This is a genomic window from Melaminivora alkalimesophila, from assembly GCF_000282995.1.
Classification (GTDB): domain Bacteria; phylum Pseudomonadota; class Gammaproteobacteria; order Burkholderiales; family Burkholderiaceae_C; genus Melaminivora; species Melaminivora alkalimesophila.
This window is the reverse complement of sequence record NZ_ALEE01000480.1, coordinates 1-14,120: the sequence shown is the minus strand read 5'-3', so window position 1 is coordinate 14,120 and position 14,120 is coordinate 1. Positions and strand designations below refer to the sequence as shown.

The following is a 14,120-nucleotide window of genomic DNA, read 5'->3' as shown; positions in this document are numbered from 1 at the left end:
GCGGCCGCCCCCGACTCGATCCTGCCCGACCTGGACCTCGACCTGGACCTGGACCTGCACGAGGCGCCTCCGGCACCGCCACCGGCGCCCAGCTCCTTTGCAGCGGCCGCGGCCAACGCGACGCTGGCGGCCCAGCAGCACCAGCCCGACGAGCCGTCCACGGCCGAGACCCCGCTGGAGGCGGCCAGCCCGGCCTCTGAGCTGCCCGCCATGGACCTCGATCTGGACATCCTGAGCGGACCCGCCCCGCTCGAGGCCCCGGCCGCCGAGCCTGCGCCCACCGAGCAGAGCGCGCTCGCCACCGAGCCCTCTCCGCTCGACATGGACCTGGAGTTTCCCGGCAGCAGCAGCAACAGCGACAGCGGCGACAGCAGCCCGACCACCGCGCCCGGCTCCCTGGAGTTCGACCTGGGCGACCTGTCGCTCGACCTGGGCGCTCCCGCTGCGGCCGCGTCCGCCGCCCCGGCGGCCGAGGCCCTGCCCGACGATCCCCTGGCCACGAAGCTCGCGCTTGCCGAGGAATTCCAGGCCATCGGCGACAGCGAAGGGGCCCGCGCCCTGGTCGAGGAAGTGATCGCCGAGTCCTCGGGCGACCTCAAGGCCCGCGCCCAGCGCCTGCTGACCGAGCTGGCCTGATGCCATGGAGCCGGCAAGGCAGGGCGTGCCAGCGCCTGCCCTGCCGGCCCCGGCCTTCGACGCCATGAGGATTGCGCTCGGGGTCAGCTACGCGGGCCAGGGCTACCACGGCTGGCAGAGCCAGCCCGGCGGAAACACCGTGCAGGACCGGCTGGAAGCGGCGCTCGCGCGCTTTGCCACCGAGCCGATCTCCACCGTGTGCGCCGGGCGCACCGACGCCGGCGTGCACGGCCTCATGCAGGTGGTGCACTTCGACACCCCGCTGCAGCGCCCGCCTTTTTCCTGGGTGCGCGGCACCAACACCTTCCTGCCGCCCGACATCGCCGTGCAGTGGGCGCACCCCGTCCCGCCGGGCTTCCACGCCCGCGCCAGCGCCCTGGGTCGCCGCTACGCCTATGTGCTGCTGCAGTCCCCGGTGCGCCCCAGCGTGGAGGCCGGTCGGGTGGGCTGGGTCTTTCGCGCGCTCGATGGGCAGGCCATGCGCGAGGCCGCCCGGCACCTGATCGGCGAACACGACTTCAGCTCCTTCCGCGCTGCCGGCTGCCAGGCCAGGACGCCGGTCAAGACCGTGCGGCGCATCGACATCCTGCAGCGTGGCGCTGCCCAGGCCGCAGTGCACGGCCTGGTCCCCTGCTACTGGCGCTTCGAATTCGAGGCCGACGCCTTCCTGCACCACATGATCCGCAACATCATGGGCTGCCTGGTCGCGGTCGGCCAGGGGCTCAAGCCGCCCGACTGGATGGGCGAGGTGCTGCAGGCGCGCTCGCGCGACGCCGCGGCGCCCACCTTCGCACCGGACGGCCTGTACTTCCTTGGACCGCAGTACGACCCGGCCTGGGGGCTGCCCGACCGGACGGCTGCTTATGATTGGCTGCCATGAGCAGCCCCTCGCCCCTGTCCGACCCGTCCGCCCCCACTCCATCCCTGCCGGTGCGCACCCGCGTGAAGATCTGCGGCCTCACGCGCGAGCAGGACGTGGACGCGGCCGTGGCCGCCGGGGCCGACGCCCTCGGCTTCGTGCTCTACCCCAGAAGCCCGCGCGCGCTCCCGCTGGCGCGGGCGGTCGAACTGGCGGCGCGCCTGCCGCCCTTCGTCACCCCGGTGCTGCTGTTCGTGAATGCCGCGCCGGCGCAGGTGCGCGAGGCGGTCGAGCGCATCCCCGGCGCGATGGCGCAGTTCCACGGGGACGAGACCCCCGCCCAGTGCCTGGAAGCCACGGACGGCGGCCGCCTTCCCTTCCTGCGCGCTGCGCGCATTCCGCTCGCCGCCGGCGGGGCCGGCTTCGACCTCGTAGAATACGCGCAGCGATATTCCAAGGCCCGCGCCATCCTGCTCGACGCCCTCGTCGAAGGCTACGGCGGGGGCGGCAAGGCATTCGATTGGTCACTGCTTCCCGCAAGCGTCAACGCTCACCTCGTCTTGTCTGGTGGGCTCACACCTGCCAACGTGGGCGATGGCGTCGCCCGCCTGCGGGCGCGTTGCCGCTCGCTCGCGGTTGACGTCAGCTCCGGCGTGGAAGCCTGCGCCCCCGATGGCACATTGCGAAGGGGCATCAAGGACGCCGGCAAAATAGCCCGCTTCATCGCCGCCGTGCGTGCGGCCGATGCGGCATCCGCCCCACATCCTTCCTAAATGTCCGCATACCAACAACCCGATGCTTCGGGCCATTTCGGCCCCTACGGTGGCAGTTTCGCGAGCGAGACGCTCACGCACGCCCTGCACGAGCTGCGCGCCGCCTACGCGCGCTACCAGAACGACCCCGAATTCCAGGCCGAATTCCGCCACGAGCTGGCGCACTTCGTGGGCCGGCCCTCGCCCGTCTACCACGCCGCGCGCACCAGCCGCGAGCTCGGCGGCGCGCAGATCTACCTCAAGCGCGAGGACCTGAACCACACCGGCGCGCACAAGATCAACAACGTGATCGGCCAGGCGATGCTCGCGCGCCGCATGGGCAAGCCGCGCATCATCGCCGAGACCGGCGCCGGCCAGCATGGCGTGGCCACCGCCACCATCTGCGCGCGCTATGGCCTGGAATGCGTGGTCTACATGGGCGCCGAGGATGTCAAGCGCCAAAGCCCCAACGTCTACCGCATGAAGCTGCTGGGCGCCACCGTGGTGCCGGTGGAATCGGGCAGCCGCACGCTCAAGGACGCGCTCAACGAGGCCATGCGCGACTGGGTGGCGAACGTGGACCACACCTTCTACATCATCGGCACGGTGGCCGGCCCGCACCCCTACCCCATGATGGTGCGCGACTTCCAGAGCGTGATCGGGCAGGAATGCCTGACGCAGATGCCGGGCCTGCTGGCCGAACAGGGCATCGCCGCCGAGCAGCCTGACGTGGTGGTCGCCTGCGTGGGCGGCGGCAGCAACGCCATGGGCATCTTCCACCCCTACATCGACCGCACGGCGACGCGGCTGATCGGCGTGGAAGCCGCGGGCCAAGGCCTCGATTCGGGCAAGCACTCGGCCAGCCTGCAGCGGGGCTCGAGCGGCGTGCTGCACGGCAACCGCACTTTCATCCTGCAAGACGAGAACGGCCAGATCACCGAGACCCACAGCATCAGCGCCGGCCTGGACTATCCCGGCGTCGGCCCCGAGCACGCCTGGCTGCAGGAGATCGGTCGGGCCGAGTACGTCGGCATCACCGACCAGGAGGCGCTCGACGCCTTCCACCACCTGTGCCGCACCGAAGGCATCATCCCGGCGCTCGAGTCCAGCCACGCCGTCGCCTACGCGCTCAAGCTCGCCCCCACCATGGCACCCACGCAATCCATCCTGGTCAACCTCTCGGGCCGCGGCGACAAGGACATCGGCACCGTGGCCGACCTCTCCGGCGTGGATTTCTACGACCGCCCCAGCCTGCGCGGCCACACCGTCAAGGGAGGCAGGGAATGAACCGCATCCAGTCGACCTTCGAGGCCCTGCAGGCCGCCGGGCGCACCGCGCTGATCCCCTACGTCACGGCCGGCTTCCCGTTCTCCGACATCACGCCGGCGCTGATGCACGGCATGGTCGAGGCGGGCGCGGACGTGATCGAGCTGGGCGTGCCCTTCTCCGACCCCATGGCCGACGGCCCGGTGGTGCAGCGCGCCGGCGAAAAAGCGCTGGCCATGGGCGTGGGCCTGGTGCAGGTGCTGGAGATGGTGCGCAGCTTTCGCCAGCGCAACAAGAGCACGCCGGTGGTGCTGATGGGCTACGCCAACCCGGTCGAGCGCTACGAGCAGCAGCGCGGCCCGGGCGCCTTCGCGCGCGACGCCGCGGCGGCCGGCGTGGACGGCATCCTGGTCGTCGACTACCCGCCCGAGGAGTGCGTGGAGTTCGCCGCCGGGCTGCGTGCCCATGGCATCGACATGATCTTCCTGCTCGCGCCGACCTCCACGCCCGAGCGCATGCAGCAGGTGGCGCGCGTGGCCAGTGGCTATGTGTACTATGTCTCGCTCAAGGGCGTGACCGGCTCGGCCGCGCTCGACGTTGCGGAAGTCGAGGCCATGCTGCCGCGCATCCGCGAGCACGTGAAGATTCCCGTGGGCGTGGGCTTCGGCATCCGCGACGCCGCCACCGCCCAGGCCATCGGCCGCGTGGCCGACGCGGTGGTGATCGGCAGCCGGATCATCCAGCTCATCGAGGACCAGCCGCACGAGCGCGTGGTCGGCATCACGGTGGATTTCCTGCGCCAGGTGCGCAAGGCGCTCGACGCGCGAGAGTGACGAGAGGAACGAAGACCCATGTCCTGGCTTGAAAAACTCCTGCCTTCCAAGATCCAGCAGACCGACCCCCAGGAGCGCCGGCAGATGCCCGAGGGCCTGTGGATCAAGTGTCCCAGCTGCGAGACCGTGCTCTACAAGAACGACCTGGAGCACAACCAGAATGTCTGCCCGAGCTGCGGCCACCACCACCGCATCGGCGCGCGCGCGCGCCTCAACGCCTTCCTCGACGGCGGGGGCCGCTACGAGATCGGCCAGGAAGTGCTGCCGGTCGACGCGCTGAAGTTCAAGGACAGCCGCCGCTACCCGGAGCGGCTCAAGGAAGCGCTGGAAAACACCGGCGAGACCGATGCGCTGGTCGTGATGGGCGGGGCGGTAAAGAGCATCAACCTGGTGGCCGCCTGCTTCGAGTTCGACTTCATGGGCGGCTCCATGGGCTCGGTGGTCGGCGAGCGCTTCGTGCGCGGCGTGGAGACCGCGATCGAGCAGAAGGTGCCGTTCGTCTGCTTCACCGCCACCGGTGGCGCGCGCATGCAGGAGGGCCTGCTGTCGCTCATGCAGATGGCCAAGACCAACGCCGCGCTCACGCGCCTGGCCAAGAAAGGCCTGCCCTACATCAGCGTGCTCACCGACCCGACCATGGGCGGCGTGTCGGCGGGCTTTGCCTTCGTGGGCGACATCGTGATCGCCGAGCCCAAGGCGCTGATCGGCTTTGCCGGGCCGCGCGTGATCGAGTCCACCGTGCGCGTGACGCTGCCGGAAGGCTTCCAGCGCGCCGAGTTCCTGCAGGCCAAGGGCGCGGTGGACATGATCGTCGACCGCCGCGAGCTGCGCAACACCATCGCCTCCTGCCTGGCGATGCTGCAGCGCCTGCCGGCCGACGCGGTCGAGGGCTGAGCCGCCGCGCCGCCCTGCGGCGCCCCGGCCGGCCGTCAGAACGACAGCGCCCCGGCCTGCAAGTTGGTCAGCACGATCATCAGCACCTGCAGCAGCACCAGCAGCACCAGCGGCGACAGGTCCACACCCCCCAGCAGCGGCACCACACGCCGCACGGGCGCCAGCAGCGGCTCGCACAACCGCCCCACCACGTCCACGATGGGCGAGCGCACCTGCACCCACGACAGCAGCGCGTGGGCAATCACCAGCACCATCAACCCCATGAGCGCCACCCGGGCGGTGCCGAACAGCGCCATCACCGGCGCCCAGGCCAGCGAGACCACCCCGCCAAGCAGCAACACCAGCAGCAGGTACTGCACCAGCTTGAGCAGGAAGGCGCCGAGCAGGCTCGCCACGTCCCAGCGCCCGGCGGGCGGCACCACCTTGCGCAGCGGCAGCACCAGCCAGTCGGTGAGCGCGAACACCAGCCGCCCGACCGGGTTGCCGAAGGGCACACGCTGCAGCTGCATGAACAGCCGCAGCAGGCACGCGCCGGCGAGCAGGCCGGTGGCCACGTCGAGCAAGTAGGTCAGGATCTGCAGCAGCATGGATTCGGGGCGTCAGCGTGAAGGGGCCTGGCCATGGGATGATAGCCACGCGCCTGCCCGCCTCCCATGTCCCAGACCTTGACCCTCCATTCCCTGCCGCTGTTTCCGCTATCCACCGTGCTGTTCCCCGACGGCACGCTGGACCTGCGGGTCTTTGAAGTGCGCTACCTCGACATGGTGCGCAAGTGCCGCGACGCGGGCGCGCCCTTCGGGGTGGTCGCCCTGGCCGAGGGCAGCGAGGTGCGGCGCGCCGGCGCGCCCGAGGAGCGGCTGCACGAGGTCGGCACGCTCGCCACCTTGCTGCAGCTGCAGGCCCCCCAGGCGGGCCTGCTTGCCCTGCGCTGCCGCGGCACGCAGCGCTTTCGCATGCTGCGCACGCGGCGCCTGCCGCACGGGCTGTGGGTGGCGGACGTGCGGTTGCTGCCCGCCGACGTGGCGGTGGCCATACCGCCGGACCTGCAGCCCGCAGCGCGTGCCCTCGAGGCGCTGCTCACGAGCCTGCGCGAGCGCGCCGGGGCCGAGGGCACGCCACCGGCTCCCGACCCCGCCCGGCTGGACGATTGCGGCTGGGTGGCCAACCGCTGGTGCGAGCTGCTGCCGCTGCCCCTGGAGCTCAAGCAACGGCTCATGGCCCTGGACAATCCGTTGCTGCGGCTGGAGCTGGTGGACGACGTGCTCGAGCGCACCGGCATCGGCCGATGAGACCTGCGGCGGTGCGCTCCCGCCCGACCCCCTAGAATCCCCGGTTCGCTCCGTTGCCGCCCGCTGCGCGGGCCCGCGGCGCCACCGCCCGCTTTCGAGAATCCAGCCCTTGCCTTCCATGCCTGCCGACCAGCCCAGCCCCGCTTCCCCGCCCGTGGATGAAAACCAGCTCATCGCCGAGCGCCGCGAGAAACTGCGCGAGCTGCGCGAGCGCCAGGCGCGCGGCGAGGGCGTGGCCTTCCCGAACGACTTCAAGCCCACGCACCACGCGGCCGAGCTACAGGCCGCACACGGCAGCGCCGAGCCCGAGGCGCTCGAGGCCCAGCCAATCGAGGCGAGCGTCGCCGGCCGCATGATGCTCAAGCGCGTCATGGGCAAGGCAAGCTTTGCCACGCTGCAGGACGGCTCGCTCGGCGAGACCGGCGGGCGCATCCAGCTCTACGTGACGCGCGACGCCGTGGGCGAGGCGGTGTATGCCGACTTCAAGCGCTGGGACCTGGGCGACATCATCGCCGCGCGCGGCACCCTGATGAAGACCCGAACCGGCGAGCTGTCGATCAAGGTCACCGAGCTGCGCCTGCTCACCAAGAGCCTGCGCCCCATGCCCGACAAGTTCCACGGCGTGGCCGACCAGGAGCTGAAATACCGCCAGCGCTACCTGGACCTGATGACCGACGAGGCGGCGCGGCGGCGCTTTGTCGCGCGCAGCAAGGCGATCTCCTCGATCCGCAGCTTCATGGTCGAGCACGGCTTCCTGGAAGTCGAGACGCCCATGCTGCACCCCATCCCCGGCGGCGCCAACGCCCGGCCCTTCGTCACGCACCACAACGCGCTCGACCAGGAGATGTTCCTGCGCATCGCGCCCGAGCTGTACCTCAAGCGCCTGGTCGTGGGCGGCTTCGAGCGGGTGTTCGAGATCAACCGCAACTTCAGGAATGAAGGCATCTCGGTGCGCCACAACCCCGAGTTCACCATGATGGAGTTCTACGCCGCCTACTGGAACTACCGCGACCTGATGGATTTCACCGAGGACTTGCTGCGCCACGCCGCGCGCCAGGCCACGGGCGGCCTGCAGCTGAGCTACGGCGGGCGCGAGGTCGATCTCGCGGCGCCCTTCGAGCGCCTGACCATCCGCGAGGCGCTGCTGCGCCACACCGACGCCGGCGAGCGCGTGGACGACCCGGCCTGGCTGGTGGCGGCCCTGCAAGGGCGCGGCCTGAGCGAGGACAAGGACCGCCTGTCCACCCGCACGCTCGCCGGGCTGCAGGTGCTGCTGTTCGAAGAGGCGGTGGAAGACCAGCTCTGGCAGCCGACCTTCATCATGGAGCATCCCACCGAAATCTCGCCGCTGGCGCGCGCCAACGACCAGCGCCCGGAAGTGACGGAACGCTTCGAGCTCTACATCACCGGCCGCGAGATGGCCAACGGGTTTTCCGAGCTGAACGACGCCGAGGACCAGGTCGCGCGCTTCAACGCCCAGGTCGAGGCCAAGGACAGCGGCGACGACGAGGCCATGTACTTCGACCACGACTTCGTGCGCGCGCTCGAGCACGGGCTGCCGCCCACCGGCGGCTGCGGCATCGGCATCGACCGCCTGATGATGCTGCTCACCGACAGCCCCAGCATCCGCGACGTGATCCTGTTCCCGGCGCTGCGCCGCGAGCATTGAGCGTCCGCCCCTGGCACTTCCCATGGACGCGCGCCTGAGGTCCTACCTGCCCAGCTGGCTGCACGAGTGGCTCGAGCTGCTGGTGCCGCTGCTGCAGATCGTGCTGATCGTGCTCGCGGCGACGCTGCTCTACCACGTCCTGCAGCGCATCTTCCGCCGGGCGAGCGAGCACTACCAGTTCCCGCACGAGCTGCTGCGCCCGGTGCGCGCCGTGGTGCGCTGGCTGGTGGTCGGGGGCGCCTTTCTGCTGGTGCTGGAGCGCCTGGGGGTGTCGGCCAGCGTGCTGTGGACGGCCTTCACGGGCTTTGCCACCGTTGGGGCTGTGGCCTTCTTTGCCGCCTGGAGCGTGCTGTCGAACCTCTTTTGCGCGCTGCTGATCCTGACCGTGGGGCCGTTTCGGATCGGCGACCACATCGAGATCCTCGACAGCGCCGACAAGCCCGGTGCGCTCGGGCGGGTGGTGGACATCAACCTGCTCTACACCACGCTGGAGGACGCGACCGCGCCGGTGCCGGGCACGCTGCTGCAGATCCCCAACGCCCTGGTCTTTCAGCGCATCGTGCGCCGCTGGCGCGTCGGCACGCCCGTGCCGCCCGAGCGGCTGGTGCCGCCCCCGGACGTGATCCCGCAGGGGCGCAAGCACGAGGCCTCAAGCCTTCTGTGAGTATTTCTACGTACACCTAGCAAGATTCAGGACTCTTCGCCACCCGCAGTAACCCTGTTGCCCGCACCGCTCCGTGCTTTTTAAGCTATCGGATGCGGTCGCAGGCCCCCACAAGGGGCCTGAAGACTCTTTCTGCCCCTTTCCCAACGAGACGTCTCATGAGCATTTCCCTTCGCATGCACTCCATCGCCGCCGCCCTGGGCCTGGCCGGCGCCGCCCTTTTGATGCCTGCCCACGCGCAGATCAAGATCGCCATGGTCATCCCGACCACCGGTCCGCTGACGCAGTACGGCGACATGGTCAAGGAAGGCGTGAACACTGCCGTGGAGCTGGCCAACGCCGCCGGCGGCATCAACGGCCAGAAGGTGGAAGTGGTCGCCATCGACGACGCATGCGAACCCAAGCAGGGTCCGGTGGCCGCCAACCGCGTGGTCAACAGCAAGATCGGCTACGTGGTCGGCCCGGTGTGCTCCGGCGCCTCCATCGCCGCCGCCCCCATCTACAACAACGAGGGCGTGGTCGTCGTGACCCCGTCGGCCACTTCGCCGGCCCTGACCGACGGCAAGAACTACCACTTCATCTTCCGCACCATCGGCCGCGACGACCAGCAAGGCCCGGCCGCCGCCAAGTTCATCGCCGAGAAGGCCAAGCCCAAGAAGGTCGCCGTGCTGCACGACAAGCAGTCCTACGGCCAGGGCATCGCCGCCTCGGTGCGCGACGACCTGAAGAAGGCCGGCGTCGATGTGGCGCTGTTCGAGGGCATCAACGCCGGCGACAGCGACTACTCCGCCGTCATCACCAAGCTCAAGAGCGCCGGCGTCGACTTCGTCTACTACGGCGGCTACCACCCCGAGATGGGCCTGCTGCTGCGCCAGGCCAACGAGCAGGGCCTCAAGGTGCGCATGATGGGCCCCGAGGGCGTGGGCAACCCGGAAGTGAACGCCATCGCCGGCGACGCCGTGGAGGGCATGCTGGTGACGCTGCCCGCCGACTTCGCTGCCAACCCGAAGAACGCCAACGTGGTGAAGGCCTTCCAGGACAAGAAGCGCAATGCCTCGGGTGCCTTCCAGCTCACTTCGTTTGCAGCTACGCAGGCCATCCTCGATGGCATCAAGGCCGTCGGCGACAATCCCGCCAAGGTCGCCGACCACCTGCACAAGGCCACGGTGGAGACGGTGCTCGGCCCGGTGTCGTGGAACAAGCAGGGCGACCTGAACTCCTTCGACTTCCAGATCTTCCAGTGGCACAAGGACGGCAGCAAGAGCCCGGCCTCCAAGTAAACGGAAATCCATAGCTCAGGCCCCGGGGCGCCGCTGCGGCGTGCCCCCGGTTGCCTGCTTGTCTGGGTCCCCTTCGGGGCCCTTTTTTTCGATTGAGGAGGGCGGCATACCATGTCCGATCTCTTGCCCCAACTGATACAGCAGTTGTTCAACGGCCTGTCCCTGGGCGCCATCTATGCCCTGATCGCCATCGGCTACACCATGGTCTACGGCATCATCGGGATGATCAACTTCGCCCACGGCGAGATCTACATGATCGGCGCCTATGTCGGCCTGGTCACGCTCTCGGCCATCGGCGTGCAGAGCGGCCTGCCCGTGTGGCTCATCATCTCGCTGATGCTGCTGGTGTCGGTGCTGGTGACGGGCACCTACGGCTTCGTGGTGGAGCAGGTGGCCTACAGGCCGCTGCGCGGCAGCCCGCGCCTGGTGCCGCTGATCTCGGCCATCGGCATGTCCATCTTCCTGCAGAACTGGGTCGCCCTCGGCCAGGGCGCGCGCGACATGGCGGTGCCGGCGCTGCTGCCGGGCGCCTTCCGCTTCGGCGGCGGCGACGGTGGCTTCGAGGTCTTCGTGCCCTATTCGCGCCTCCTGATCATCGTCGTGGCGGTGGCGCTGATGGCGCTGTTCACGGTCTACATCAAGCACTCGCGCATGGGCCGGGCGTCGCGCGCCTGCGCGCAGGACATGCACATGGCGAACCTGCTGGGCATCGACACCAACCGCGTCATCTCCTCGACCTTCATCCTCGGGGCGGTGCTGGCCGCCGTGGGCGGCGTGCTGATCGCGCTGGCCGTGGGCAAGCTCAACCCCTTCATCGGCTTCATCGCCGGCATCAAGGCTTTCACGGCCGCCGTGCTGGGGGGCATCGGCTCGATTCCTGGCGCCATGCTGGGCGGCGTGATCCTGGGCGTGGCCGAGACCTTCGCCGCCGCCTACATCTCGTCGGAGTACAAGGACATCGTGGCCTTCAGCCTGCTGGTGCTGATCCTCCTGTTCCGCCCCACGGGCCTGCTGGGCAAGCCGGAAGTGGAGAAAGTGTGATGCAAGTGCAGAGCCTGCCCTTCTCCGCGCATCTGCGCCACGCCTTCGTCTCCTCGATCCTGGCGGCCATCGTGGTGCTGCCGATCTTCACGCTGCACCTGGAGCGCGCCGGCGCCCGCACCATCATCGTGCCCGAGTGGCGCACGCTGCTGTGGGGCTGCCTGGCGGTGTTCCTGGTCCAGTTGCTGCGCCCGCTGCTGCGCCCGCGCATGCCGCGCGTGTCGCTGCCGGCCCTGCCATCGTTCGCCCCGGCGCAACACAAGGGCCTGCTGCTGGCGGTGCTGATGATCGCCGTCGTGTGGCCCTTCTTCGCCGGGCGCAACGCGGTGGACATCGCGACGCTGGCGATGATCTACGTGATGCTCGGCCTGGGCCTGAACGTGGTGGTCGGCTTCGCCGGCCTGCTGGACCTGGGCTTCGTCGGCTTCTACGCCGTGGGCGCCTACACCTACGCTCTGCTGTTCCACTGGGCCGGCTGGAGCTTCTGGGAGGCCCTGCCGCTGGCGGGCGCCGTCACCGCCCTGTCGGGCTTCCTGCTGGGCTTTCCGGTGCTGCGGCTGCGCGGCGACTACCTGGCGATCGTGACGCTCGGCTTTGGCGAGATCATCCGCCTGCTCTTGGTCAACCTGACGGACTGGACCGGCGGGCCGGACGGCATCTCCGGCATCCCCAAGCCCACGCTGTTCGGCCTGGAGATGACGCGCAGCGCCAGCACCGAGGGCGGCACCACCTTCCACCAGTTCTTCGGGCTGGAATTCGACTCCATGCACATGGTGATCTTCCTGTACCTGATGGCGCTCCTGCTGGCGCTGGTCACGCTGTTCATCAGCAACCGGCTGATCCGCATGCCGATTGGCCGCGCCTGGGAGGCGCTGCGCGAGGACGAGATCGCCTGCCGCTCGCTGGGCCTGAGCCCGATGAAGATCAAGCTCTCGGCCTTCACACTGGGCGCCATGTTCGCGGGTTTCGGCGGCGCCTTCTTCGCCGCGCGCCAGGGCATCGTCAACCCCGAGTCCTTCACCTTCATCGAGTCGGCGCTGATCCTGGCCATCGTGGTGCTGGGCGGGATGGGCTCGCAGCTGGGCGTGATCGTCGCGGCCATCGTGCTCACCGTGCTGCCGGAGGTGGCGCGCGAGTTCTCCGAATACCGGATGCTGATCTTCGGCCTGGTGATGATCGTGATGATGATCTGGCGCCCGCAGGGGCTGCTGCCGATGAAGCGCCACCACGTGGAGGTGCAGCCATGATGGCGACCGCCTCCCCGCTCCTGAAGGTCAGCGACCTGTGCATGCGCTTTGGCGGCCTGCTGGCCGTGGACCACGTCAGCTTCGACGTCGCGCCCAAGGAGATCTTTGCCATCATCGGGCCGAACGGCGCCGGCAAGACCACTGTCTTCAACTGCATCAGCGGCTTCTACCAGCCCAGCGAGGGCCAGATCGTGCTGGCCGGCGAGAGCATCGCCGGCAAGAGCAGCCACCAGGTGGCCAACCAAGGCGTGGTGCGCACCTTCCAGAACGTGCGCCTGTTCAAGGCCATGACGGCGCTGGAGAACCTGCTGGTCGCACAGCACCGGCAATCGAACGCACCGCTGCTCGCCGGCCTGTTCAACACCGCCAGCTACCGCAAGAGCGAGCGCGAGAAGATCGACCGCGCGCTGCACTGGCTGGACGTGATGGGCCTGCGCGAATTCGCCAACCGCGAGGCTGGCAACCTCGCCTACGGCCACCAGCGGCGCCTGGAGATCGCGCGCTGCATGATCACCGGCCCGCGCCTGCTGATGCTCGACGAGCCGGCCGCCGGCCTGAACCCGCAGGAGAAGAAGGACCTGCAGCAGCTCATCGACCAGCTTCGCCGCGAGTACGGCGTTACGGTGTTGCTGATCGAGCACGACATGGGCCTGGTGATGGGCGTGTCCGAGCGCATCCTGGTCATGGAGTACGGCAAGCCCATCGCCCTGGGCGTGCCCGAGGCCATCCAAAACGACGAACGGGTCATCAAGGCCTACCTGGGAGAAGCCTGATGGATACGGCGACGACCCCTACCTCCATCCCCGCCGCCGGCACGCCGATGCTGCGCGTGCAGGAGCTGTCCACGCACTACGGCGCCATCTGCGCCGTCAACCAGGTCAGCCTGCACGTGAACCAGGGCGAGATCGTTTCGCTGATCGGCTCCAACGGCGCGGGCAAGACTTCGCTCCTGATGACCATCTGCGGCGCGCCACGCGCCAGCGGCGGCCAGGTGTTCTTCGAGGGCGAGGACATCACGCAGGCGCCGACCCACCTGATCATGCGCCGCGGCATCGCCGTCTCGCCCGAGGGGCGGCGCGTCTTCCCGGCGCTGACGGTGATCGAGAACCTGAAGATGGGCGGCTTCTTCCTGACCGGCGACGAGATCGACGCCGGGATGGAGCACGTCTTCGAGCTCTTTCCGCGCCTGCGCGACCGCGCCCACCAGCGCGCCGGCACCATGTCCGGCGGCGAGCAGCAGATGCTTGCTATCGGCCGCGCGCTGATGGGCCGCCCGCGCCTGTTGCTGCTCGACGAGCCGACGCTGGGGCTGGCGCCGCTGATCATCGCGCAGATCTTCGAGATCATCGAGACGATCCGTGGCGAGGGCGTGACGGTGTTCCTGGTCGAGCAGAACGCCAACCGCGCGCTGCAGATCGCCGACCGGGGCTACGTGCTGGAGAACGGGCGCGTGGTGCTGGAGGACACGGGGGCGGCGCTGCTGGCGAATGCGGATGTGAGGAAGGCCTACCTTGGGGGCTGATCGCCGGCGCGCCGGGCCGCGCCCCGACGGAACGGCCACCACCCTGGTGCGGCTGGAAATGCTGGGTGCGGTGGCGCGCATCACGCTGGGGCGCCCCGAGGTGCTCAACGCGCTGAGCCGGGAGCTCGCCGAGCGCACCATGGCCGCGCTGGAGGACGCCACCGGCCA

General features: G+C 69.4%; 15 protein-coding genes. 14 read left to right on the top strand and 1 reads right to left on the bottom strand.

The window, feature by feature from the left end:
• The 6 genes from A612_RS09445 to accD all read left to right on the top strand — a co-directional run.
• On the top strand, positions 1-636 hold a 636-nt coding region (locus A612_RS09445; protein ID WP_040436500.1), incomplete at its 5' end, for a FimV C-terminal domain-containing protein.
• 64 nt (positions 637-700) lie between these two features.
• A complete protein-coding gene (truA, locus tag A612_RS09440; RefSeq protein WP_040436502.1) occupies positions 701-1,516 on the top strand; it encodes a tRNA pseudouridine(38-40) synthase TruA in 816 nt (271 codons plus the stop codon).
• Positions 1,513-2,268 carry a phosphoribosylanthranilate isomerase gene (locus A612_RS09435; RefSeq protein WP_051001481.1) on the top strand — a complete coding sequence of 252 codons (756 nt, stop codon included), beginning with the start codon at positions 1,513-1,515 and terminating at the stop codon, positions 2,266-2,268. Before truA ends, A612_RS09435 begins: the two co-directional genes overlap by 4 nt.
• Complete coding sequence (gene trpB, locus A612_RS09430; protein ID WP_019374249.1) at positions 2,269-3,534, top strand: tryptophan synthase subunit beta; 1,266 nt, start codon at positions 2,269-2,271, stop codon at positions 3,532-3,534.
• A complete protein-coding gene (trpA, locus tag A612_RS09425) occupies positions 3,531-4,346 on the top strand; it encodes a tryptophan synthase subunit alpha (protein WP_019374248.1) in 816 nt (271 codons plus the stop codon). Before trpB ends, trpA begins: the two co-directional genes overlap by 4 nt.
• Before the next feature lie 18 nt (positions 4,347-4,364).
• On the top strand, positions 4,365-5,240 hold the full coding sequence (accD, locus tag A612_RS09420) for an acetyl-CoA carboxylase, carboxyltransferase subunit beta (RefSeq protein WP_019374247.1): 876 nt from the start codon (positions 4,365-4,367) through the stop codon (positions 5,238-5,240).
• Between the two features lie 35 nt (positions 5,241-5,275).
• On the opposite strand, the gene A612_RS09415 is transcribed toward accD, so the two are convergent.
• Complete coding sequence (locus A612_RS09415) at positions 5,276-5,827, bottom strand: YggT family protein (protein ID WP_019374246.1); 552 nt, start codon at positions 5,825-5,827, stop codon at positions 5,276-5,278.
• Positions 5,828-5,893: 66 nt separating this feature from the next.
• Between A612_RS09415 and A612_RS09410 the strand changes: the two genes are divergently transcribed.
• From A612_RS09410 to A612_RS09375, 8 genes are all read left to right on the top strand, one after another.
• Complete coding sequence (locus A612_RS09410) at positions 5,894-6,529, top strand: LON peptidase substrate-binding domain-containing protein (protein ID WP_019374245.1); 636 nt, start codon at positions 5,894-5,896, stop codon at positions 6,527-6,529.
• Positions 6,530-6,647: 118 nt separating this feature from the next.
• Entirely contained in the window at positions 6,648-8,198 is a 1,551-nt protein-coding gene (lysS, locus tag A612_RS09405; protein ID WP_019374244.1) for a lysine--tRNA ligase, read from the top strand.
• A 22-nt stretch (positions 8,199-8,220) separates the two neighbouring features.
• Positions 8,221-8,862: a mechanosensitive ion channel family protein gene (locus tag A612_RS09400; protein ID WP_019374243.1), complete on the top strand. Its 642-nt coding sequence runs from the start codon at positions 8,221-8,223 to the stop codon at positions 8,860-8,862.
• Positions 8,863-9,020: 158 nt separating this feature from the next.
• Complete coding sequence (locus A612_RS09395) at positions 9,021-10,142, top strand: high-affinity branched-chain amino acid ABC transporter substrate-binding protein (protein ID WP_040436498.1); 1,122 nt, start codon at positions 9,021-9,023, stop codon at positions 10,140-10,142.
• A 111-nt stretch (positions 10,143-10,253) separates the two neighbouring features.
• Positions 10,254-11,183 (top strand): high-affinity branched-chain amino acid ABC transporter permease LivH, encoded by a 930-nt coding sequence (gene livH, locus A612_RS09390; protein WP_040436497.1) that lies wholly within the window; start codon positions 10,254-10,256, stop codon positions 11,181-11,183.
• Complete coding sequence (locus A612_RS09385; RefSeq protein ID WP_019374240.1) at positions 11,183-12,430, top strand: high-affinity branched-chain amino acid ABC transporter permease LivM; 1,248 nt, start codon at positions 11,183-11,185, stop codon at positions 12,428-12,430. Before livH ends, A612_RS09385 begins: the two co-directional genes overlap by 1 nt.
• Positions 12,430-13,203 (top strand): high-affinity branched-chain amino acid ABC transporter ATP-binding protein LivG, encoded by a 774-nt coding sequence (gene livG / locus A612_RS09380; protein WP_019374239.1) that lies wholly within the window; start codon positions 12,430-12,432, stop codon positions 13,201-13,203. Before A612_RS09385 ends, livG begins: the two co-directional genes overlap by 1 nt.
• A gap of 47 nt (positions 13,204-13,250) precedes the next feature.
• Positions 13,251-13,952, top strand: a complete 702-nt coding sequence (locus A612_RS09375) for an ABC transporter ATP-binding protein (protein ID WP_019374238.1) — start codon at positions 13,251-13,253, stop codon at positions 13,950-13,952.
• Positions 13,953-14,120: the final 168 nt, after the last annotated feature.

What these genes read in the sequence shown, in the direction of transcription:
- truA (WP_040436502.1), top strand. Translation starts at nt 701, where the DNA reads ATGAGGATTGCGCTCGGGGTCAGCTACGCGGGCCAGGGCTACCACGGC.
- A612_RS09435 (WP_051001481.1), top strand. Translation starts at nt 1,513, where the DNA reads ATGAGCAGCCCCTCGCCCCTGTCCGACCCGTCCGCCCCCACTCCATCC.
- trpB (WP_019374249.1), top strand. Translation starts at nt 2,269, where the DNA reads ATGTCCGCATACCAACAACCCGATGCTTCGGGCCATTTCGGCCCCTAC.
- trpA (WP_019374248.1), top strand. Translation starts at nt 3,531, where the DNA reads ATGAACCGCATCCAGTCGACCTTCGAGGCCCTGCAGGCCGCCGGGCGC.
- accD (WP_019374247.1), top strand. Translation starts at nt 4,365, where the DNA reads ATGTCCTGGCTTGAAAAACTCCTGCCTTCCAAGATCCAGCAGACCGAC.
- A612_RS09415 (WP_019374246.1), bottom strand. Translation starts at nt 5,827, where the DNA reads ATGCTGCTGCAGATCCTGACCTACTTGCTCGACGTGGCCACCGGCCTG.
- A612_RS09410 (WP_019374245.1), top strand. Translation starts at nt 5,894, where the DNA reads ATGTCCCAGACCTTGACCCTCCATTCCCTGCCGCTGTTTCCGCTATCC.
- lysS (WP_019374244.1), top strand. Translation starts at nt 6,648, where the DNA reads ATGCCTGCCGACCAGCCCAGCCCCGCTTCCCCGCCCGTGGATGAAAAC.
- A612_RS09400 (WP_019374243.1), top strand. Translation starts at nt 8,221, where the DNA reads ATGGACGCGCGCCTGAGGTCCTACCTGCCCAGCTGGCTGCACGAGTGG.
- A612_RS09395 (WP_040436498.1), top strand. Translation starts at nt 9,021, where the DNA reads ATGAGCATTTCCCTTCGCATGCACTCCATCGCCGCCGCCCTGGGCCTG.
- livH (WP_040436497.1), top strand. Translation starts at nt 10,254, where the DNA reads ATGTCCGATCTCTTGCCCCAACTGATACAGCAGTTGTTCAACGGCCTG.
- A612_RS09385 (WP_019374240.1), top strand. Translation starts at nt 11,183, where the DNA reads ATGCAAGTGCAGAGCCTGCCCTTCTCCGCGCATCTGCGCCACGCCTTC.
- livG (WP_019374239.1), top strand. Translation starts at nt 12,430, where the DNA reads ATGGCGACCGCCTCCCCGCTCCTGAAGGTCAGCGACCTGTGCATGCGC.
- A612_RS09375 (WP_019374238.1), top strand. Translation starts at nt 13,251, where the DNA reads ATGCTGCGCGTGCAGGAGCTGTCCACGCACTACGGCGCCATCTGCGCC.